This is a genomic window from Pseudomonas sp. FSL R10-2964, assembly GCF_009600035.1.
Taxonomy (GTDB): Bacteria; Pseudomonadota; Gammaproteobacteria; order Pseudomonadales; family Pseudomonadaceae; genus Aquipseudomonas; species Aquipseudomonas bubulae.
Genome location: NZ_WIWH01000030.1, coordinates 47282 through 69417 on the forward strand (window position 1 = coordinate 47282; position 22136 = coordinate 69417).

Annotated in this window: 19 protein-coding genes; 12 read left to right on the forward strand and 7 right to left on the reverse strand. The window is 59.0% G+C overall.

Going from position 1 to position 22136, the window contains the following annotated elements; genetic code table 11:
• Positions 1–30: 30 nt before the first annotated feature.
• From GHN92_RS17015 to GHN92_RS17040, 6 genes are all read right to left on the reverse strand, one after another.
• Entirely contained in the window at positions 31–402 is a 372-nt protein-coding gene (locus tag GHN92_RS17015; RefSeq protein WP_169916155.1) for a gamma-butyrobetaine hydroxylase-like domain-containing protein, read from the reverse strand.
• Between the two features lie 65 nt (positions 403–467).
• Positions 468–1802: an ATP-dependent protease ATPase subunit HslU gene (gene hslU / locus GHN92_RS17020; RefSeq protein WP_083369675.1), complete on the reverse strand. Its 1335-nt coding sequence runs from the start codon at positions 1800–1802 to the stop codon at positions 468–470.
• A gap of 68 nt (positions 1803–1870) precedes the next feature.
• Positions 1871–2401, reverse strand: a complete 531-nt coding sequence (gene hslV / locus GHN92_RS17025; protein ID WP_016783176.1) for an ATP-dependent protease subunit HslV — start codon at positions 2399–2401, stop codon at positions 1871–1873.
• A 243-nt stretch (positions 2402–2644) separates the two neighbouring features.
• Positions 2645–3337 (reverse strand): SPOR domain-containing protein, encoded by a 693-nt coding sequence (locus GHN92_RS17030; protein ID WP_095000840.1) that lies wholly within the window; start codon positions 3335–3337, stop codon positions 2645–2647.
• A 1-nt stretch (position 3338) separates the two neighbouring features.
• The gene (argS, locus tag GHN92_RS17035) at positions 3339–5075 is read right to left on the reverse strand and encodes an arginine--tRNA ligase (protein ID WP_095017730.1); all 1737 of its coding nucleotides are present in this window, start codon (positions 5073–5075) and stop codon (positions 3339–3341) included.
• Positions 5076–5317: 242 nt separating this feature from the next.
• Entirely contained in the window at positions 5318–7537 is a 2220-nt protein-coding gene (locus GHN92_RS17040) for a primosomal protein N' (RefSeq protein WP_178102639.1), read from the reverse strand.
• Between the two features lie 214 nt (positions 7538–7751).
• On the opposite strand from GHN92_RS17040, the gene rpmE reads away from it, so the two are divergent.
• From rpmE to GHN92_RS17060, 4 genes are all read left to right on the forward strand, one after another.
• The gene (gene rpmE, locus GHN92_RS17045) at positions 7752–7979 is read left to right on the forward strand and encodes a 50S ribosomal protein L31 (RefSeq protein WP_016783180.1); all 228 of its coding nucleotides are present in this window, start codon (positions 7752–7754) and stop codon (positions 7977–7979) included.
• Positions 7980–7984: 5 nt separating this feature from the next.
• Positions 7985–8812, forward strand: coding sequence for a thermonuclease family protein (locus tag GHN92_RS17050; protein WP_133143886.1), 828 nt, complete (start codon positions 7985–7987; stop codon positions 8810–8812).
• A gap of 182 nt (positions 8813–8994) precedes the next feature.
• A complete protein-coding gene (locus GHN92_RS17055; protein ID WP_095000845.1) occupies positions 8995–10263 on the forward strand; it encodes a malic enzyme-like NAD(P)-binding protein in 1269 nt (422 codons plus the stop codon).
• 246 nt (positions 10264–10509) lie between these two features.
• A complete protein-coding gene (locus GHN92_RS17060; RefSeq protein WP_256666476.1) occupies positions 10510–12540 on the forward strand; it encodes a lipase family protein in 2031 nt (676 codons plus the stop codon).
• 58 nt (positions 12541–12598) lie between these two features.
• Here GHN92_RS17060 and GHN92_RS17065 read toward each other — a convergent pair whose 3' ends face one another.
• Positions 12599–15022: a penicillin-binding protein 1A gene (locus tag GHN92_RS17065; RefSeq protein WP_372239753.1), complete on the reverse strand. Its 2424-nt coding sequence runs from the start codon at positions 15020–15022 to the stop codon at positions 12599–12601.
• A 184-nt stretch (positions 15023–15206) separates the two neighbouring features.
• On the opposite strand from GHN92_RS17065, the gene pilM reads away from it, so the two are divergent.
• From pilM to GHN92_RS17105, 8 genes are all read left to right on the forward strand, one after another.
• A complete protein-coding gene (gene pilM / locus GHN92_RS17070) occupies positions 15207–16190 on the forward strand; it encodes a type IV pilus assembly protein PilM (protein ID WP_178102640.1) in 984 nt (327 codons plus the stop codon).
• A complete protein-coding gene (locus GHN92_RS17075; protein ID WP_095000848.1) occupies positions 16190–16756 on the forward strand; it encodes a PilN domain-containing protein in 567 nt (188 codons plus the stop codon). Before pilM ends, GHN92_RS17075 begins: the two co-directional genes overlap by 1 nt.
• Positions 16753–17367 carry a type 4a pilus biogenesis protein PilO gene (locus GHN92_RS17080; protein ID WP_257010077.1) on the forward strand — a complete coding sequence of 205 codons (615 nt, stop codon included), beginning with the start codon at positions 16753–16755 and terminating at the stop codon, positions 17365–17367. Before GHN92_RS17075 ends, GHN92_RS17080 begins: the two co-directional genes overlap by 4 nt.
• Before the next feature lie 37 nt (positions 17368–17404).
• On the forward strand, positions 17405–17899 hold the full coding sequence (locus GHN92_RS17085) for a pilus assembly protein PilP (RefSeq protein WP_232527659.1): 495 nt from the start codon (positions 17405–17407) through the stop codon (positions 17897–17899).
• Between the two features lie 12 nt (positions 17900–17911).
• Positions 17912–19243, forward strand: coding sequence for a type IV pilus secretin PilQ (locus tag GHN92_RS17090; RefSeq protein ID WP_095000850.1), 1332 nt, complete (start codon positions 17912–17914; stop codon positions 19241–19243).
• 4 nt (positions 19244–19247) lie between these two features.
• The gene (gene aroK, locus GHN92_RS17095; RefSeq protein WP_029611693.1) at positions 19248–19766 is read left to right on the forward strand and encodes a shikimate kinase AroK; all 519 of its coding nucleotides are present in this window, start codon (positions 19248–19250) and stop codon (positions 19764–19766) included.
• 130 nt (positions 19767–19896) lie between these two features.
• Positions 19897–20997, forward strand: a complete 1101-nt coding sequence (gene aroB / locus GHN92_RS17100; RefSeq protein ID WP_095000851.1) for a 3-dehydroquinate synthase — start codon at positions 19897–19899, stop codon at positions 20995–20997.
• Positions 20998–21007: 10 nt separating this feature from the next.
• Positions 21008–22136: AAA family ATPase (locus tag GHN92_RS17105; RefSeq protein WP_153380640.1), on the forward strand; the 1129-nt coding region annotated here is incomplete at its 3' end.

A 22136-nucleotide genomic window follows, 5' to 3' on the forward strand; every position in this document is an offset into this window, starting at 1 on the left:
CTCAGCGGCTACAAAAAAGCTGCAGCCGGCTCAGAGCATCAATTTGACCACCGACACCGAAGGGTCGCGGGACTTGCCGGCTTTTTTCAGTTCCTGCAAGTAATCCGCCCACAGCTCTTGCTGGCGCACGCCAAGCTGGTAGAGGTAGTCCCAGGTAAACAGCCCGCTGTCGTGACCGTCATCGAAGGTCAGTTTCAACGCGTACTGGCCTGCGGGTTCGATCTTGCTCAAGCCGACATTGATCTTGCCAAATTGCAGAATCGGATTGCCGTGGCCCTGGACCTCGGCAGACGGCGAGTGCACGCGCAGAAACTCGGCCGGCAGGTGGTGCTCTTCGCCGGACGGGTATTTGAGGGTGAGGGTCTTAGAAGCTTTGTGCAGGTTGATGGCACTGGGGATCATGGTCATAACCTTAGGTCATTGCACAAGCGCTGTAGCCGCTGAGAGCGGCTACAGGTGCAAAGGGCTTACAAGATGTAGCGCGAGAGGTCTTCGTTCTCGGCCAGTTCGCCCAGGTGGCTGTTGACGTATTCGGCGTCGATGCGGATAGGCTCCTCATTCTGCGCACTGGCGATATCACCGGCGCTGAAGGACACCTCTTCGAGCAAACGTTCAAGCAGCGTGTGCAGACGGCGGGCACCGATATTCTCGGTTTTCTCGTTCACCTGCCAGGCAATTTCGGCCAGGCGCTTGATGCCTTCAGGCATGAACTCGATGTTCAGGCCTTCGGTTTTCAGCAGCTCGCGGTATTGCTCGGTCAACGAAGCGTGCGGCTCGCTGAGGATGCGTTCGAAATCCTGTGGCGACAGCGCCTTGAGTTCAACGCGGATCGGCAGACGGCCTTGCAGCTCGGGCACCAGGTCGCTTGGCTTGCTCAGGTGGAACGCGCCGGAGGCGATAAACAGGATGTGGTCGGTCTTGACCATGCCCAGTTTGGTATTGACGGTGCAACCTTCGATCAGCGGCAGCAGGTCGCGCTGCACACCTTCGCGGGACACATCGGCGCCACCGACATTACCGCGCTTGGCCACTTTGTCGATTTCATCGATAAACACGATACCGTGCTGTTCGACCGCTTCCAGGGCCTTGGCCTTGAGTTCTTCGTCATTAACCAGGCGACCGGCTTCTTCGTCACGCACCATTTTCAGGGCTTCTTTGACTTTCAGCTTGCGGCTCTTGCGCTTGCCTTTGCCCATGTTGGCAAACAGGCTTTGCAACTGGTTGGTCATTTCTTCCATGCCAGGCGGCGCGGAGATGTCCACACCAACAGCATCGGCGACTTCGATTTCGATTTCCTTGTCGTCCAGCTGGCCTTCACGCAGACGCTTGCGGAACAGCTGGCGAGTGTTGGAATCCTGCGGTACGGCGGCTTCTTCGCCGAATGTGCGGGCAGGAGGCAGCAGGGCGTCGAGGATGCGCTCTTCGGCGGCGTCTTCGGCACGGTGGCGAACCTTTACGATTTCCTGTTCGCGCAGCAGCTTGATTGCAGCATCAGCCAGATCACGGATGATCGACTCGACGTCGCGGCCTACATAGCCAACTTCGGTGAACTTGGTCGCTTCAACCTTGATGAACGGTGCGTTGGCCAATTTGGCCAGACGACGGGCGATCTCGGTTTTACCGACGCCGGTAGGGCCGATCATCAAGATGTTTTTTGGTGTGACTTCAACGCGCAGTTCTTCCGGCAGTTGCATCCGGCGCCAGCGGTTACGCAGCGCGATGGCAACGGCGCGCTTGGCATCGTCCTGGCCGATGATGTGGCGATTGAGTTCGTGGACAATTTCGCGGGGAGTCATGGACATAATAATTGGCGTTCCTCTAGCAGAATCAAGGTTCACAAACGGGCCGTTGAAGCGGCCCGGCAGGTGACTTATTCAGCGAGGTCCTGCTCCTCAATAGTGATGTTGTGGTTGGTGAATACGCAGATATCGCCAGCAATACCGAGTGCTGTTTCAGCGATTTCGCGGGCCGACAGTTCGGTCTTCATCAGCAGGGCACGGGCCGCTGCCTGGGCGAATGCACCGCCCGAACCCATTGCGATCAAGCCGTCTTCAGGCTCAACCACGTCACCGTTGCCGGTGATGATCAAGGATGCGTCCTTGTTGGCTACGGCCAGCATGGCTTCCAGGCGGCTCAGCGAGCGGTCGGTACGCCATTCTTTGGCCAACTCGACAGCGGCGCGAACCAGATGGCCCTGGTGCTTTTCAAGCTGGCCTTCAAAGCGTTCGAACAGGGTGAATGCATCAGCGGTGGCACCGGCGAAACCGGCGATGACCTGGCCGTGATAGAGGCGACGGACTTTTTTCGCGTTGCCTTTCATCACGGTATTGCCAAGAGAAACCTGGCCGTCGCCAGCCATGACGACTTTGCCGTGGCGGCGTACTGAAACGATGGTGGTCAAGGGAGAGTCTCCACGCAGCGGGGCGAAAATGCCTGATGGAAATACATATGGGGGTTGTCGCGGATTTTTCAACAGCGGGGAGGGAATGGGGATGAACGGGGAGGCAGGATTTGGCGAAGATGTTGTGGGAGCGGGCTTGCTCGAAATGCAGACGACCCGCAGTGTCAGGCTGATCGCGGTGATGCCATCGCGAGCAAGCCCGCTCCCACAGGGTGTAGCGTAATCCCGTGGGAGCGGCTGCTGTCAGCGGCGCTGTTGCAACAACAGGTTGTTGAAACCGCCGCCCGCCAATTGCTTTTGGGCCACCGTCAACTGGTCGCGATTGCTGAACGGGCCAACCAGCACCCGGTACCAGGTTTCGTCTTTCACCGTGCCGGCTTCAACCGTAGCGGTCTGGCCCAGCAGGATGATTTGCGCGCGTACTTTTTCGGCATCGGCCTGTTTGCGGAACGAGCCCGCTTGCAGGAAGAACTTGGTAACCGGTGCCGCCTTGACGACAGGTGGCGCTGGAGGCGGAGTGATTCCGCTCAAGGCTGCCTGGGCGCGGGCGGTGTCGATTTTGGCTGCTTCAGCCGGTGTTACCGGTGCCAGCGGCGCGGTTTGTGGTGTAGGCAGGGTCTTCTCGGGCACGGCTTCTGGCGGCACGAGCACTTCAGACTCGGGCAGCAAGGTATAGAAGTCGTACTTGGGCTTGGCCGGCTGAGTCGGGCTCGGCGCGGTCTTGTTGGCTTCGGCCACTTTCGTGGCTTTCTGCTGCTCCTGCTTGACCCGTTTGACGTCATCACCCTGGCCGGGTTCGAGCTTCATCAGAAACACGATAAAGGCGCCCACGGTCAGGCCGATGGCCATCCATAGCCAGCCCGGGATCGGCTTTTTGGCGGGCGCCTGATACCGGCTGGCACCACGCTTGGGTACTGGTTTCTTCTTGGCGGCCAACTTACATGCGCTCCAGGGTTTCCAGACCCAGCAGTTCCAGGCCTTGCTTGAGGGTACGGCCTGCCAGTGCCGCCAGACGCAAGCGGCTCTGTTTCTGTGCTTCGTCTTCGGCGCTCAGGATCGGGCAGTTCTCGTAAAAGCTGGAGAACAGGCCGGCCACTTCGTACAGGTAAGTACAGAGGGTATGAGGCGTGCCTTTTTCGGCCACGTTGTTCAGCACCTCGCCGAACTGCGCCAGCTTGGCAGCCAGTTCCTGTTCTTGCGGGGCTTCAAGCACGATCTGGCCCTGCACTTCTTCAAAGCCCTTGCCCAGTTTACGGAACACGCCCGCAACGCGGGTGTAGGCGTACAGCAGGTAAGGTGCGGTATTGCCTTCAAAGTTCAGCATCAAGTCGAAGTTGAAGCTGTAGTCGCTGGTGCGGTGCTTGGACAGGTCGGCGTATTTCACCGCGCCAATGCCGACAACTTTGGCGATGGCACGCAGTTCGTCTTCAGGCAACTCCGGGTTTTTCTCTTTAACCAACGTGTAGGCACGTTCTTTGGCTTCGTTGAGCAGGTCAATGAGTTTAACCGTACCGCCATCACGGGTCTTGAATGGACGGCCATCGGCGCCGTTCATGGTGCCGAAGCCCATGTGTTCCATTTCCATCGGATGGGTGATGAAACCGGCCTTGCGCGCAACCGCAAACACCTGCTGGAAGTGCAGGGCCTGGCGCTGATCGACGAAGTACAGGGCGCGATCGGCTTTCAATACGCCGCTGCGATAGCGAATGGCTGCCAAGTCAGTGGTGGCGTATAGATAGCCGCCGTCGGCCTTGACGATGATGACGGGCAGCGGCTCGCCTTCGGCATTCTTGAACTCGTCGAGGAACACGCACTGGGCGCCGTTGCTCTCGACCAGCATGCCCTTGGCCTTGAGGTCGTTGACCACGTTGATCAGGTCGTCGTTGTAGGCGCTTTCGCCCATTACGTCAGCCATGGTCAGTTTAACGTTCAACTGCTCGTAGATTTTCTGGCAGTGCGACAGTGAGATGTCTTTGAACTTGGTCCACAGCGCCAGGCAGTCCGGGTCACCGGCTTGCAGCTTGACCACCAGGCTACGGGCACGGTCGGCGAACTCCGGGGACTCGTCAAAGCGTTTTTTCGCGGCGCGGTAGAAGTTTTCCAGATCGGACAGCTCGTCGCTGGTGATCGGGTTTTCTTCCAGATAGGCCATCAGCATGCCGAACTGGGTGCCCCAGTCGCCTACGTGGTTTTGGCGAATCACCTCGTCGCCGAGGAATTCCAGTACACGGGCCACGCCATCGCCAATGATGGTGGAGCGCAAGTGGCCCACATGCATCTCTTTGGCCAGGTTGGGCGCGGACATGTCGATCACGGTACGCATGGCCGGGGTGGCCTTGCGTACACCGATTTTCTCGTCAGCCAGGGCCGCGTCGAGGCGCGAAGCCAGGGCCTGGGTGTTCTGGAAGAAATTCAGGAAGCCAGGGCCGGCGATTTCGGTTTTGCTGATCTGCTCATCGGCGGGCAGTGCCGCGATGATTTTTTCAGCCAGATCACGGGGTTTCATACCCGCAGGCTTGGCCAGCATCATGGCGATGTTGCTGGCGAAGTCGCCGTGGGTTTTGTCACGGGCGTTTTCCACCTGAATCGCTGGCGTCAGGCCTTCAGGCAACACACCTTCTGTGACGAGTTGAGCTAGGGCTTGTTGAATAAGCTGGCGAATGGTGTCTTTCATGGTCTTCTCTTTCGACCGCAAGCGCGGTAGCGCTTCAGTGCGCAGGTGGAAAAACTGGGTATTATCCGTTGCAAGGTCGGCCTTGCCAACCTTAGCAGGCGGGTTATGGATCTGCGGTGTTCGGTTATTACTTCAAAACGGTGGGCGCGAGCTTGCTCGCGATGGCATCGCTGCGGTTTTCAAGTTGTACCGCGTCGTCTGCATCGCGAGCAAGCCCGCTCCCACGGGGGTCATGAGGTGACTCAATAAAGGTCTACCGGGTCCACGTCCAGCGACCAGCGCACCTGTCGACCGCTGGGCATTTGCTCAAGGACCAGCAGCCATTGGCTCAGTAAACGATGCAGCGGTGCACGGGCATTGGCCTGTAATAGTAGTTGAGCACGATAGCGTCCGGCCCTGCGCTCCATTGGCGCAGGCACGGGGCCGAGCAACTCGATACCCCCCAGGTTCAGCTCACCCAGCAGGCGTTCAGCCTCGCTGCAGGCTTCATCCAGAAAACCTTCGGCTTGTCCCGGTTTGTGGGCTTCTGCGCGCAGCAGCGCCAGATGGGCGAAAGGCGGCAGCCCTGCCGCCCGGCGTTCGCTCAGGGCCTGTTCGGCGAAGGCGAAGTAACCCTGCTCGGTCAGTTGGATCAGCAGCGGGTGGTCGGCCAGATGGGTCTGGATAATCACCTTGCCCGGCTCTTCAGCCCGGCCGGCCCGGCCCGCGACCTGAACGATCAGCTGGGCCATGCGCTCGCTGGCGCGGAAGTCGCCGGAGAACAGGCCGCCATCGGCATCCAGGATCGATACCAGCGTCACCCGGGGGAAGTGATGGCCTTTGGCGAGCATTTGTGTGCCGATCAGTATGCACGGCTGGCCCTTCTGGATCGTGGCAAACAGTTGGTTCATCGCGTCCTTGCGCGAGGTACTGTCTCGATCTACCCGCAGTACCGGGTAGTCGGGGAACAAAATCCCCAGCCGCTCTTCGGCGCGCTCAGTCCCGGCACCTACAGGCCGCAGGTCGACTTTGCCGCATTGCGGGCAGTTGCGCGGAACGCGCTCGACGTAGCCGCAGTGATGGCAGCGTAGCTCGCCAGAGCGCTGATGAACGGTCATGCGCGCATCGCAGCGCTGGCATTCAGACATCCAGCCACAGTCATGGCACAGCAATGTCGGCGCGAAGCCTCGACGGTTCAAAAACACCAGTACTTGCTGGCCCGCAGCGAGGGTCTGGCCGATGGCCTGTTGCATCGGCCCGGAAATGCCGCTGTCCAGGGGACGGCTTTTCACATCCAGGCGCAGGAAACGAGGCTGTTTGGCCCCGCCAGCACGCTCGTTCAGGCGCAGCAAGCCGTAACGGCCGGTGTAGGCGTTGTGCAGGCTTTCCAGTGATGGCGTTGCGGAGCCGAGTACGATGGGGATGTTTTCCTGCCGGGCACGCACCAGTGCCAGGTCGCGGGCGTGGTAGCGCAAACCTTCCTGCTGTTTATAAGAGCCGTCGTGCTCTTCGTCGATAATGATCAGCCCCGGGTTTTTCATCGGGGTGAACAGCGCTGAACGCGTGCCAATAATAATGTCGGCTTCGCCATCACGGGCTGCCAGCCAGCTTTCCAGGCGCTCGCGGTCATTGACCGCAGAATGCACCAGCGCAATACGGGCATTGAAGCGTTGTTCGAAGCGGGCCAGGGTTTGCGGCCCCAGGTTGATTTCCGGGATCAGCACCAGCGCCTGCTTGCCGGCCTGGAGGGTTTCACGGATCAATTGCAAATACACTTCGGTCTTGCCGCTGCCAGTGACCCCGGCCAGCAGGAAGGCATGGAAGTGGTCGAAACCTGCGCGAATCGCTTCGTAGGCAGCGCGTTGCTCGTCGTTGAGCGGCAACTCGGGCTGAGCCAGCCAATGTTCATGGCGCTCACTGGGTGCATGGCGGCGGATCTCGACAGTGACCAGCTCCTTGGCCAGCAGCAGGTCGAGGCTGTCCTTGCTCAGCATCAACTTGCTTAACAGTTGATGCGCCACGCCGTGGGGGTGCTGGGCGAGGGTGGCCAGTGCTTCACGCTGGCGTGGAGCGCGGGCAACACGGGGGTCGTCAAGCCGGGCGCCCGGGGCAATCTGCCAGAATCGTTCCTGGCGCGTTTCGGCCAGCTCACCCTGGCGCAGCAATACTGGCAACGCCCAGCTCAGGGTGTCGCCCAGGCTGTGCTGGTAGTACTGCGACGTCCACAGGCACAGCTTGAATAAAGAGGCGGGCAGCGGCGGCGTGGCGTCGAGCAGTGCGATGGCGGCCTTGAGCTTTTCGGCTGGTACTTCGCTGTGGTCGACCACCTCGACCAGTATGCCAATCATCTCCCGTCGTCCGAACGGTACCCGCAGGCGCATGCCGGGCTGTAATTGACTGCGCAGCACGCCAGCAGGCGCCCGGTAATCAAACAGGCGGCGCAAGGGGGAAGGCAGGGCAAGGCGCAAAATGGCGTCGGGCACGCGGAGCTCTCAAGTGATGAACGGCAAAGATGGCCCGGAGCCTAGCAGACAACGCCGCGCGGGACTAAAAGGCAGGTCAATGAACTGTGAAACTTGCAGGCGGATCATGCTTTGCCGCTTGCGTCAATGCAAAGGTCTGGTATTATCGGCGCCCTAATTTTACGTGCGGTATTCAACAATGGTGTTGAGTGGCGGCACGCTAGAGGAATACCCCATGAAAGCCGATATCCATCCAGCGTACGAAACAATCCTGGTAACTTGCAGCTGCGGCAACAAGTTCGAAACTCGTTCGAACCTGTGCAAGCCACTGGGCACCGACGTATGCAACGAGTGCCACCCGTTCTACACCGGTAAGCAGAAAACTCTGGACGTTGGCGGTCGTGTTGATCGCTTCAAAACTCGTTTCGGTGCTTTCGGCGCTACGAAAAAAGCCGCCGAGTAAGGCGCATGACCATGGGCAGGCTTTTGGGTCTGGCCAGGTTATTGAAAAAGGCGTCCCTTGCGGGCGCCTTTTTTGTGCCTGCGATTTGGCTGGCCAGTGTTTCGGCCGCGCCGTTGTGCCCGGCGCCAGGGGCTGTGGCCTACGCCACGGTGGAGCGGGTGACCGATGGCGACACCCTGCGTCTCAAGGATGGCCGCAGCGTGCGCATGATCGGCCTCAATGCCCCGGAGACGGGCAAAAAAGGCCGACCCGCCGAGCCCTTTGCCGAGGCGGCGCGCAAGCGCCTGCAAACGCTGGTGGCGCAGAGCGATGGCCGTGTCGGGTTGCTGCCAGGTAAACAGGCCCGGGATCGTTATGGTCGCACCCTGGCCCATGTATTTGGTGGCGATGGCAGCAACCTTGAAGCCCGATTGCTGGCTGACGGCCTGGGATTTCAGGTGGCTATCGCGCCGAATGTGGCGCTGCTTGACTGTCAGCAAGCCGCCGAGCGCAGTGCGCGCAAGGCTCGTCTGGGCCTTTGGCGGCAGTCGCCGGTGCTGGCGCCGCAACAAATCCGTCGCTCGGGTTTCGCCCTGGTGAGTGGCACGGTCAGTCAGGTCCGGCGCAATCAGGGCGGGCTCTGGATCGACCTGCAAGGCGGCCTGGTGTTGAACATTGCGCTCAGGCAATTGCCCACTTTCGATCAAAAGCAACTGGCCAGGTTGCAAGGTGCGCAAGTCGAGGCCAGAGGTTGGGTTCTGGATCGTTCGCAGCGTGCAGGCGTGAAGGCCGGGCAGGCACGCTGGATGTTGCCTTTAACTCATCCGGGAATGCTTAAAGTCATTGCCCGCTAAAAGTTGTAGACAATTTTAAATACAGATTGTGGACACTCCAGCCCTTATGGGGCGCGGCTCTTGGGCCAAAGTCGTAAGGTAAAGGCCTTGACACTGCTGACTGGTCAGTCTTGTCGGGACTTTGCGACACGCGTATGCTCGGCGATTCGTCTGTCCAACAGCAAAAAAAGCGGAATGCCCACATGTCTGATTTGAAAACTGCCGCTCTCGAATACCATGCCCAGCCACGTCCAGGCAAACTGAGTGTCGAGCTTACCAAACCTACCGCTACTGCTCGCGATCTAGCGCTGGCATACAGCCCGGGTGTAGCCGAACCAGTGCGCGAAATCGCCCGCGACCCTGAACTGGCCTACAAGTACACCGGCAAGGGCAACCTGGTAGCCGTGATCTCTGATGGCACCGCTATCCTGGGCCTGGGTAATCTCGGCCCATTGGCCTCCAAACCTGTTATGGAAGGCAAAGGCGTGTTGTTCAAGCGCTTTGCCGGTATCGATGTTTTCGACATCGAAGTTGATTCCGAGAGCCCACAGGCTTTCATCGACACCGTAAAACGCATCTCCATTACCTTCGGCGGCATCAACCTCGAAGACATCAAGGCACCTGAGTGCTTTGAGATCGAACGTGCTCTGATCGAGCAGTGCGATATCCCTGTATTCCATGATGACCAGCACGGCACCGCTATCGTGACCGCGGCCGGCATGATCAACGCCCTGGAAATCGCTGGCAAAACCCTGGCGCAAGCCAAGATCGTTTGCCTGGGCGCCGGTGCTGCTGCCATCTCCTGCATGAAATTGCTGGTGAGCATGGGCGCAACCATCGAAAACATCTACATGATCGACCGTACCGGTGTGATCCACTCCGGCCGTGACGACCTGAACCAGTACAAGTCGGCATTCGCCCATGCTACCGAGAAGCGCACCCTGGCTGATGCCATGGACGGCGCAGACGTGTTCGTTGGCCTGTCGGGTCCGAACCTGCTGAGCGCTGAAGACTTGCTGCGCATGGCGCCTAACCCGATCGTGTTCGCGTGCTCGAACCCGGATCCGGAAATCTCCCCGGAGCTGGCTCACGCCACCCGTAACGACGTGATCATGGCCACTGGCCGTTCGGACTACCCGAACCAGGTCAACAACGTGCTGGGCTTCCCTTTCATCTTCCGTGGTGCCCTGGACGTTCGCGCCAAGCGCATCAACGAAGAAATGAAAATCGCTGCAGCCAACGCATTGCGTGAACTGGCCAAACTGCCAGTGCCACAAGAAGTGTGTGACGCTTACGGCGGTATCAAGCTGGAATTCGGTCGTGAATACATCATCCCGAAACCAATGGATGCACGCCTGATCACTCTGATCTCCGATGCAGTGGCCAAGGCTGCCATCGAGACCGGTGTTGCAACCCTGCCATACCCGAAAAACTACCCGCTCAAAAGCGTGGATGACGTCTTCAACGGCTAAGGCTGTGTAGCGTCATAAAAAAGCCCCGGCGCTGTAAAGCGTCGGGGCTTTTTTGTTTTCTGCGAAACGGGCACGAAAGGATCTACAAAATAAGCCTAACCCTTCTACAAAATAGGAATTGTCTTACATTAATTTTTTCGAGCCTCCGTTAATTTCATTCCTTTGTTCCGAGGGGAGCCTGTTCTGAATTCTAAAGAATTCTGAAGTGTGCCCTCTGTTTTATAGGACGTTTTATAGGAATCACGGATGTTCACTCGCCTTCGTCAAAGCCGTTACAGTCAGACCCGCTTTCAACTGATTGACGACCAGGGGGTGAGTACCGCCTATGCAGGGCTGGCCTTTGAGCTGGTTGATCAGCGAGGTAGACGGCACGGCGGTCGTCTGGATGCCTCGGGGGTTGGCAGGGTGCGCAAGGGCGTTGAAGGGCCATTTGCGCTTATGTTCAGGCAGTTGCATGACGCCAGCAATGGCCTGTATTCGCGGTTGATGGGTCGAACGCATTACCCTCTCAAGATCACCGAGCTTCAGGTCAGGGCGGAGCGCACCCGCTTCTTCGACAGGAGCGGTGCGCGCCCGCAGAGCAAGCCGCCATGCATTGATCCCGACAGTGACTATTACCAGATTGAAGTGCGGCATCTGGTCGAGCATGTTTCTCATTTGCCGCCTGAGGCCGGGAGCCTGTTCCCGGTCGAGCGTGGCCCGCTCGGTGTGCATATTGCAGAGGGGCGTCATACGGTGCTGCAGGTGCGTCCCTTGCGGGCCTTGTGCCCGCTGCTGTCCACGGACCCGCAGTTTTGTGCGCTCAATCTCTATCAATTGGCGTTGATGGCCACCCTGGGTAACTGCTCATTTGCTGGGCCGGCCCGCATGTCGCGTGTGCAAGATCCCTTTGGGGAGGCAAGCATGATGGGCTGGCGGGCCAGCCCGGAACAGGCAAAGTCCTATTACCCTTTATATGAAGATGTGCCGTATTCGGCGCGTTTGGAAATTGTGCCTTTCGACCCCGTGCTGTACCCGGCCAATGACCCGCTTTGCGGAATGGCTCAGGAAACTCCGTCTTCAGTGCATTATCGCGGAGATATCCGTTTTGGGGCTCAAGGCGCAGGTGCACAAGTTTTTGTGAGCCATAACGATAAAGTTGTCTTGGTTGCCGTTCATAGCACCTGTACCTGGTCTGATTTGTCACAGGATGCAGAGGCCCCTCAAGTACCCTTTGAAGAGGGTGAGGGCCAGGTACATGGCGGTTTTTACGACGCCGCCAGGCAGGCTTACGAGCTTGTTGACAGGTACATGGACAAGTTCCACTGGGGGCAAGCCGTACTGATTTGCGGACACAGCCAGGGCGGGGCTATCGGTTTGATCCTTGCCCAAATGTTGATCCAGCTGAGGGCCTGTGAGGTGCAGCTCTACACGTACGGAGCCCCTCGCGCAGCGGACGCAACCTTTGTTCGCGCGGCACAGGGGCTGGTGCATCAGCGCATGGTTAACCATAACGATCCTGTCCCCGGGGTGCCCGGCAGCTGGATGAACCGCCCATTGTCGGCCTGTTGTGCAGGCACGGTACTCAGTTTCGTGAACGTACCCGCAGGTTTTGGCGTGTTTGTGGCGGGCCTGAGCCGTTTGCTCGCAGAGCCTTATCAGCATCACGGAACCTTGCGCCACTTTATGCCGCTGGAGTTTGCTCAGGAGATGAGGTCGCATGTCCTGTGGGATCCGCTTAGCAAGACGATCACCCAGCATGCCGTCAGCCATGCGGTACTTGAGCAAAACAGTGCAGCACCCGAATCAGAGGGGGGGCTCAAGCCACGGGTCGATGCAGGCCAGCCGTTTATGATCGACAGTTATATTCCCAGTTGCTGGGCGGTTTTGCGCCGCAGCCAGCAAGCGCTGCAGGCCCGGTGTTCACTGGTGACCGAGCGTGAGGTGTTGTTCGTGGATCAGGCGCTTGAACACGTCGCGCAGCAACTGCGGGTTAAGTACCGTGAGGTAATGACCTGTGCGGGCGGTACGTTTGAAGAGCAGGTAGAAGCCATGAACCTGCTCATGCGCGAAATGAGCAATGTCCATAAAACCCGCAAGCGCTTGTACCTGCTGAGGTTTCGGGTGCCGACCCGGGCAGATGTGTATGGGCAGTATGCGCAACAGCCCGGTGTGCTGGCTGAAAGTCTGGAGCGCTGGGAGTCTCACAGCGAGAGCACGCGTATCGATCAACTGGCGATGGCGCCGATCGATGAGCTGTTTGCAGGGGGTGTGCCTGTGGATCACCTGCTTGCTTGAGCCTGCCAGGCTGCACGTTGCAAGCGCCCAGGCGCTCTGCAACGTGCAGCCCTGTTGATCAGAACAGGTCTATTGGGGCGCCGTCATCTGCCGGCAGCGGGCTGCCCGGTGCTACGTTGTTGCCCAGTTCGCTGTTGGTGGGCGGTGTGTCTTCGCTCTTGAACAGTTCAAAGTAGGCGCCAGGGGTGCCTGGAGACGCGATACGGCCGCTGGACGGATCAATCCGCAAGCTGAGGATGCCTTCGGGTTCTGGCTGCGTATGCGCAGGCTTGTCTTTGAGCGCGCCCCCCATGTACGTCATCCAGATCGGCAGCGCGACGGTGCCGCCGTATTCGCGACGGCCCAGGCTTTCGGGCTGGTCGAAACCGGTCCAAACAGTGGTCACATAGTCGGCGTTGTATCCTGAGAACCACGCATCCTTGGATTCGTTGGTCGTACCGGTTTTACCTGCCAGATCGGTGCGGCCCAGCGCCAGGGCGCGGCGGCCGGTGCCGAGCTTGATCACGTCCTGCAGCATGCTGGTGAGGATGTATGTGGTGCGCCCGTCGACAATCCGCTCGGCTACTGCTTGCGTCTCGACAGTGGGCAGGCCCGGTGCGGCATTGATGGTGTCAACGGTCAGCGCTGCGGCTTCAGGCGGCACATCCTTGCTGTCGGCTTTAGGCACGCTTGGCGGGTTGGCCACGAACAGGGTTTCGCCATTGCGGCTTTCGATTTTGTCGATCAGATACGGCGTGATCTTGTAGCCGCCGTTGGCGAATGTACTCCAGCCGGTGGCAATCTCCATTGGCGTCAGGGTGGCAGTACCCAGGGCCAGCGACAGGTTGCGCGGCAAGTCCTGTTTGTTGAAACCGAACTTGCTGATGTAGTCGACGGTGCGGTCGACACCCAGGCTTTGCAGCAAGCGGATGGAGACCAGGTTGCGCGACTTGTACAGTGCTTCACGCACGCGGATCGGGCCGAGGAAGGTGTTGGTGTCGTTCTTCGGGCGCCAGACCTTGTCCAGATATTCATCGACAAACACGATGGGTGCGTCGTTGACCAGGGTGGCGGCGGTGTAGCCATTATCCAGTGCGGCGCTGTAGATGAACGGTTTGAAACTGGAGCCCGGTTGGCGCTTGGCCTGCATCGCCCGGTTGTAGTTGCTTTGCTCAAAGGCGAAACCGCCCACCAGCGCGCGAATGGCGCCGTTGTCCGGATCCAGGGATACCAGTGCGCCTTGCACGGTGGGCACCTGGCTGAATTTGTAGCTGCCGTCGGTCTGCGGTTGTACGCGAATCAGATCACCGACCTGGGCGACATCCGAAGGCTGTTTGGGCATCGGCCCCATGCTGTTGGTGTTGAGGAACTTGCGCGCCCATTTCATGGTGTTCCAGGCGACGTGCGCCTCACCGGTGCGAGTCAGTACTTGAATGCCGTCCTTGTCGACCTGGGTCACGATGGCCGGTTCAAGATCGCTGATCGGGCGCTGCTTGGCCAGTTCCTGAGTCCATACGGCCAGGGTCTTGCCCGGCAGGCGTGACTCGGGGCCACGGTAGCCGTGACGCTGGTCGTAGGCAATCAGGCCTTCATGAACGGCGGTGTTGGCCAGTTCCTGAAGGTCACTCGGCACCGTGGTAGTCACACGGAAGCCTTCGGTGTACGCCTCGCTGCCATAACGGCCGACCATTTCGGCACGGGCCATTTCGGCGATGTAGGGGGCGCTCACTTCCGGCGTTGGCACGTGATAGCTGGCGTTGACCGGCTCGGCGATCGCCGCTTGATAGCTGGCCTGATCGATTTTACCCAGCTTGTACATACGCCCCAGGATCCAGTCGCGGCGCTCTTTGCTGCGCACCGGGTTGGCCAGCGGGTTAAACCGTGAAGGGGCTTTGGGCAGGCCGGCGATCATCGCCATCTGCGCCAGGCTCAGGTCGCGGATCGATTTGCCGTAGTAAACCTGAGCTGCGGATTCGATACCGTAAGCGCGGTTGCCCAGGTAAATCTTGTTCACGTACAACTCAAGGATCTCGTCCTTGGTCAGCTCGCGTTCAATTTCGAGAGCCAGCAGGATTTCGTTGGTCTTGCGCGAAAAGCTTCGCTCGCTGGAGAGGAAATAGTTCTTCGCCACCTGCATGGTGATGGTGCTGCCACCTGATTGTATGTGTCCGCTTTTTACCAACTGGGTAGCGGCACGCATCAGGCTGCTGGGGTCGACCCCGTAATGATTGGCGAAATTGTCATCTTCTGCAGAAAGCAGGGCATTGATGAAATTGGGCGGAATGTCGGCGAACTTGATCGGTGAGCGGCGCATTTCGCCAAACTCTGCGATCAACTTTCCGTCGCTGGTGTAGACCCGCAAAGGAATCTGCAACTGGATGCTTCTCAACGACTCTACAGACGGCAAGCCAGGACTAAGATAGAGAAACGCGCCGCTCAACACGAGCAACAGCCCGCAGAACACGGCAACGAAAGACCACCCGAAAAACTTCAGCAGACGAATCAAGGCTTTTGGATTTCCAGATCAAGAAATGGGTTTGCACGTCAGGGTAGTGCGCAGTTGCGCCGGGTCGACGATACGGAAAAAACGCCCGGCATTATAAGCATTTTTCGCTCATGAACGTCATGAGCCGCATGTCAGAACAGGTTTTGAACGGATCTCATTTTTTACCCTCCGTAAGTTACGGATTGCATTAGGGAAAACAAAGGTACCCGGATTATTTCCTCAAACACGTCAGCGCTGTGTCGGCGTACAAATCGGCCAGCAGTCGATCAAGCTCGTCGAGCTGAGCCGTTCACAGGGCCGGTTCAAGCTACAGTCCTATGCCATGGAACCCCTGCCAGCCGGGCTTGTGAATGATCAGACCGGCGCAGAGGCCAAAAGTGTCGTCCCAGTGCTTCTCAGGGCGCTGGAAAAGGCCCAGGTAATCGCCAGGGACGCCATTATCGCGATGCCCGATGGTCAGGTTATCTGCAAAAGCCTGGAGGTGGAGGCAGGCTTGAGCGAAGTCGAGCTTGAGCTTCATGTGCGGTTTGAGGCTGAGCAGTACATACCTTATGCACTGGATGACATGGCACTGGATTTTGAGCTCCAGGATCACCCGTCGAACCATACCGGGCCGGCCCGCGTGCTGATGGTGGCGTGCCGCCAGGAAGCGCTGGAGTGGCATTGTTCGGTCTTGACCGGTGCGGGATTGGTCCCGCGGGTGGTTGCCGTGCAGGCTCATGCCCTGGTGCGGGGCGTTGAGGCAATGACTGCAGGTCAGGCACTGAACGGGGCCGTGGCCGTGGTCGATTTTGCACCCCATACAATCCTGCTGAGCATCGTGCAGCAGGGTCAGGCCATTTACGTCCGGGAGCTGCTTTGCGGGCAGGCCACTGCAGGGGCGCAAGCATTCGAAACCACGATTGTCGAAGAGCTGGAGCGAGAGCTTGGGCTGTTTGCCGACTCCGGAGTTGATGGGCGGATCGGCCTGATCGTATTGACCGGTGAGGCTGCCATGGATCCGCTGCTGGCTCAGCGGGTTGAATCCCGTCTTGGCACGCCGACACGCATCGCCAACCCGTTTGCGCTGATGGACCTCGATCCCTCACTCACCCCTGAAGCCTTGCTTTGCGATGCCCCTGTGTTGTTGACTGCCTGCGGTCTGGCCTTGAGGGGGTTTGATTAATGGCGAGAATCAATTTGTTGCCCTGGCGCGCGTTGTTGCGTGAAAAGCGGCGCAAACGTTTTTTGATGGTGCTGGTGGCCCTGTCTTTGCTGGCGGTGGCCGGCCTGTTTGCTGCTGACCACTTTATCGACACCTTGGTAGAGGAGCAGATGGAGCGCAATGACCTGATCCGCAGTACCACGTTCCAGCTGGATGGGCGTGCGGAGCAGATCGACCAGTTGAAGGTGCGCCGGGAGCAATTGCTTGAACGCATGCAAACCATAGGCATGTTGCAGAGCAGCCGGTCGAGCAGCGGGATCATTTTGGAACAATTGGCGCGCAGCTTGCCGGAAGGTGTGCATTTCACCGACGTGAAAATGACCGAGGGCACCATTGTCATCACGGGGATTGCCCAGTCCAACAACCTTGTCGCCCAGCTGATGCGAAATCTCGATGCTTCGCACTGGCTGGATACGCCGCAACTCAATGACGTCAAGGCAGACCCTGCCCAGGCAGGCGGGCAGGAGCGCCTGTTTCAGATGACGGTGCGTGAGGCCCGACATACCCCTTCCGGGGGAGCATTGTGATACCTGCGCACTGGCTCGTTAGCCTGCGCAATTTCGACCTGCGCGAACTGGCCCCGGGTAACATGGGCGCCTGGTCGCCAGCCCGCAAAACAACCGTGGCTCTGGTGTGGCTGGGCCTGGTGCTGGTGTCGGGTCATGCGCTGCTGCTTCAACTGCCTTCTTCCCGGTTGCAACAGTTGCACGAGACTCAAACCACGCTGAAGGCGGAGTTTGAATCCAGGGTCGCACAGGTTGCCAATCTGGATGCTTATGGGATGCAAGTTCACAGGCTGGAAGCCGGGTTCAGTGCGTTGCTCAAACAACTCCCCGCTCAGGCACAAGTGCCCGAATTGCTGGATGAGATTTCGCGGTTGGGTCTGAGCAATGGTCTGCTGGTCGAGCACATTCAGTGGCTCCCTGAAGTCCTGCAAACGTTCTATGCCGAACTGCCACTGCAGATGACCCTCGTCGGGGGCTATCACGAACTTGGCCTCTTCGTCAGCGCCATGGCCAGCCTGCCGCGCATTGTCACCTTGCATGACCTCAGCCTTGCGCCGAGCAACGGTACCGGTGATGGTCAACTGCGCATGACGCTGCTGGCAAAGGCCTACCGAACCACGATCAAGGACTGATCCCATGGGTGTTTGTTTGCGAGTGTTTGGCGCCGGATTGCTGGCAAGCCTGGCAGGGTGTGACAGCCCGCAGACTACCGCAGACCTGCACAGTTATTTACAGGCTACGCAGGGGCATGCGAGCAACGCCATTGAGCCGCTCCCCGTGATCAGTGTCGGGCCTGTGTTTGCCTATGGATCGATGGGTTTGCGCAATCCTTTTCAGGCTATAGGGGGGGGAGGGGACGGCAGTTGGCAGGTCAGCCTTGCCGGCGATGAACTTGACGCGGACCGGCCCCGGCAGTTTCTGGAAGGCTTTGATCTGGAGCAGTTCGAGATGGTTGGCATGCTGTCCAGTGAATCGCAGGCAAATGCCTTGCTGCGGGCCAATGGTGTTATTCATCGCTTGAAAGTGGGGGATTACCTGGGGCGCAACAATGGCCAGATTGCTTCGATCCAGGCGCACCAGATTGAAGTATTTGAACTGATTTCCGATGGTCGGGGCGGTTGGTTGGAAAGGTCCCTGACGATTCCTTTAAATCAACAGTCTTAACGGATAAACACCATGAAAAGGATTTCACCGGTCTGCGTACTGGCGCTATGGAGTGCGCTGAATTCGCAGTCAATGCTGGCGGCTGGGCAGGCCGCGCCATCATCCGTCAAGCGCTCGCAGTATGTGGGCGAGCCCATGTCCCTGAGCGTGCAGAATCTTGATGTACGCACGGTACTGCAATCGCTGGCGGATTTTACCGGGTTCAACCTGATGGTCAGCGACACCGTAAAGGGCAGCATAACCCTCAGTTTGCAGGATGTGCCTTGGGATCAGGCGCTGGAGCTGGTGCTTGAGAGCAAGGGGTTGGGCAAGCGTCTTGAAGGTAATGTGTTGTTGATCGCGCCCCTGGAAGAGATCGCAGCCCGCGAGCGCCCTGAGCCTGCGCCTTTGCGTCGGGAGTTGGTGCAAGTCAATTACGCCAGGGCGGCAGATATCGTCATGCTGTTCCAGTCAGTGACCGGCGGGCAGCCCGGCATCGAGGGGCAGGGCACGATCACGGTGGATGAACGCACCAATACCATCATTGCTTATGAATCGAGTGAACGGCTGGAGGAGCTGCGGCGCATCGTGGCTCAACTGGACGTGCCAGTGCGTCAGGTGATGATCGAAGCCTGGATTGTCGAGGCAGGCGTGGACTTCGAAAAAAGCCTGGGTGTGCGTTGGGGGGGAGCGCTAAACAATGGTGGCCTCTGGAAAGCCGGTGGTATTACCCAGCCTGCGGCGTCCGGGGCTGCCCCGGGCAACGTTAGTGCGCCCTTTGTTGATTTGGGTGTTTCGCGAAATACCTCGGGCTTGGGCATCGCCTTCATCACCAACAATGTGTTGCTGGACCTGGAACTGACGGCCATGGAAAAAACCGGTAATGGGGAAATCATCTCGCAACCCAAAGTGGTTACTGCGGATAAGGAAACCGCCAAAATTCTTAAAGGCACCCAAATTCCTTACCAGCAGGCCAGCAAAACCGGGGCTACATCGGTTTCGTTCAAGGAAGCCTCATTGTCACTGGAGGTGACGCCGCAAATCACTCCGGACAACAGCGTCATCATGGCCGTCGTAGTGACCAAGGATGAGCCCGATTACATGAGCAGGCTGCAGGATGTACCGCCCATCAAGAAGAACGAGGTCAGGGCCAAGGTGCTGGTCAAGGACGGTGAAACCATCGTGATTGGGGGAGTGTTCTCAAAAACTCAAAGCAAAGTGGTAGATAAAGTGCCATTTTTAGGCGATCTGCCGTATGTTGGCCGACTTTTCCGTAGAGACGTTGTCCTGGAAAAAAAATCCGAACTGCTGGTGTTCCTGACTCCGCGTATCATGAACAACCAGGCGATTGCTGTGAGTCATTGATTCTGTGCGAAATTTGATTCTTGTTGGGCCAATGGGGGCTGGAAAAAGCACCATCGGACGTTTGCTGGCCAAAGAGCTGCACCTGCCGTTCAAAGATTCCGATAAGGAAATTGAAGTGCGCACGGGTGCCAATATCCCGTGGATCTTCGATAAAGAAGGCGAGCCGGGCTTTCGCGATCGTGAAACAGCCATGATTGTCGAGCTGTGCCATGAAAATGGCATTGTGCTGGCCACCGGTGGTGGCGCGGTCATGCGCCCGGAAAACCGGCAAGCGCTGCGCAATGGTGGGCGCGTGGTGTATTTGCACGCCTCCATCGAGCAGCAGGTGGCGCGCACCTCCCGTGATCGCAACCGGCCACTGCTGCGCAATGCCAACCCGGAAAAAATCCTGCGCGACCTGCTGGCCGTACGCGACCCGCTTTATCGTGAAATTGCTGACCTGGTGGTTGAAACCGATGAGCGGCCGCCGCGCATGGTGGTGCTCGATATCCTCGAGCGCCTGGCCCAGCTTCCTCCCCGGTAGTCGCTGCACAGACCATTAAAGTGCGATACGAAATGCGCTATTCTCGGCGCCGAGCATGCCTTTTTACGGCATGCCATCACTTGATAATTGCGAAGCAGGGCGCTGGCGCCGTGCTTCAACGCGGGGTTTCATGCAGACAGTGAAGGTTGATCTAGGCGAGCGTAGCTACCCGATTCATATTGGCGAAGGTTTGTTGGATCAGCCGCAGTTGCTGGCTCCGCATATCGCCGGGCGCCAGGTGGCGATTGTGACCAATACAACGGTCGCGCCACTCTATCTTGAGCGCTTGACGCGTAGCCTCGCGCAGTTCTCGGTGTTGCCGATCATCCTGCCCGATGGCGAGTCGTTCAAGAATTGGGAAACCCTGCAGCTGATTTTCGATGGCCTGCTCACAGCACGTCATGATCGACGCACCACGGTGATAGCGTTGGGTGGCGGTGTTGTCGGTGACATGGCCGGTTTTGCTGCTGCTTGTTACCAGCGCGGAGTCGATTTTATCCAGGTGCCGACCACTTTGTTGTCCCAGGTCGATTCGTCCGTGGGCGGCAAAACCGGGATCAACCACCCTTTGGGCAAGAACATGATCGGTGCCTTCTATCAGCCCAACCTTGTGCTGATCGACACCCAGACCCTCAACACCCTGCCTGCCCGCGAATTGTCCGCAGGGCTGGCTGAAGTCATCAAATATGGCCTGATATGCGATGAGCCGTTCCTGACCTGGCTTGAAGACAACATGGATGCGCTGCGATCCCTGGACCAGGCGGCCCTGACTGCCGCGATCCAGCGTTCGTGCGCGGCCAAGGCTGAAGTGGTCGGCGCCGATGAGCGCGAAGCGGGTGTGCGTGCAACGCTCAACCTGGGGCATACCTTTGGCCATGCCATCGAAACCCATATGGGCTACGGCGTGTGGCTGCATGGCGAGGCCGTCGCTGCGGGCACCGTGATGGCACTGGAAATGTCTGCCCGCCTGGGCTGGATCACCGATGCCGAGCGTGATCGAGGTATCCGGATCTTTCAGCGTGCCGGTTTGCCAGTGGTGCCGCCCGTCGAAATGACCCCGGCCGACTTTATGCAACACATGGCAGTTGATAAAAAAGTGATCGACGGTCGTATGCGTCTGGTGCTGTTGCGCCGCATGGGCGAAGCCACAGTGACTGACGATTATCCACAAGAGGTTCTACAAGCCACGCTGGGTGCGGATTACCGCGCGCTGGCTCAGCTTAAAGGTTAATAAGATCCCGATGACTAGTTTGCATGCCGACGAGGCGTTCCTCGGTCACTTCCAGCTCACCCACGACCCCTTTGCACCGCGGGTTCCGGGCTTCAAGTTTTTCCCGGCCCAGCGCAAGCCGGTTCTGGGGCAGTTGCATCACCTTGCCCGCTACAGCCAGTTGCTGCTGGTGGTCACCGGGCCTGAGGGCAGCGGCAAAACCTTGCTGCGCCAGGCGTTGGTGGCGAGTACCAACAAGCAGTCGGTGCAAAGTGTCGTGGTCTCGGCGCGTGGGGCCGGCAATGCCGCCGGTATCCTGCAGCAAGTGGCGCAAACCCTGAATGTGGCGCGCCCTGACGTGGGCTCCATTCTGGCGCAAGTGGTGCAACTGGCGCTTACGGGGCAAGAGGTCTACCTGCTGGTCGATGATGCCGAACAGCTCGATGAGTCTGCGCTGCAAGCCTTGCTGGCGCTGGCTGCGGGTACGCCAGAGGGGCGTCCGCACGTGTTCTTGTTCGGTGAGCCGTCGATGATTGCCGGTCTTGAGGAGCTGAGCGCTGATGAAGAACGCTTCCATGTGGTCGACCTGCAGCCCTATGACCTCGAAGAAACCCGCGAATATCTGGCCCAGCGCCTTGAAGGTGCCGGGCGCGGGATCGAACTCTTTAGCGCTCAGCAGATCTCAGATATACACGAGAGCTCTGAAGGCTGGCCCGGGATTATCAACCAGGTCGCCCGTGATGCAATGATCGAAGCCATGATTGCCAGCCGCTCAGCGGTCAAGCGTCCAAGTATGGGGTTCAAGATGCCGAAGAAACACGTATTGGCCATTGGTGCAGTAGTGGTAGTGGCTGTCGCTGCTGCCGTTTTGATTCCGGGCCGTGGCAAGGCGCCTGTTGCGCCGGATGCCGAACAGACACAGCTGGGGCAGGCCACACCCAATGGCGGGGCCAAGCCGTCGGTGGATTTCGCCGGTTCTTCGCAGCCGATGCCGTTGCCGTTGGTGGGGCAGTCTCAGCCGGTGATGCGTGGTCCGCTGGCTGAAGCGGCCGGTGGGATCTCCGAGGGCGACGATGGCGGTGTGCCTGCGGTCGACGGCGGCGTTGCTTCGCCACCGACCGTCACCACCACCGCGCCACCGGTTGGCGTGCCAGCGGGCC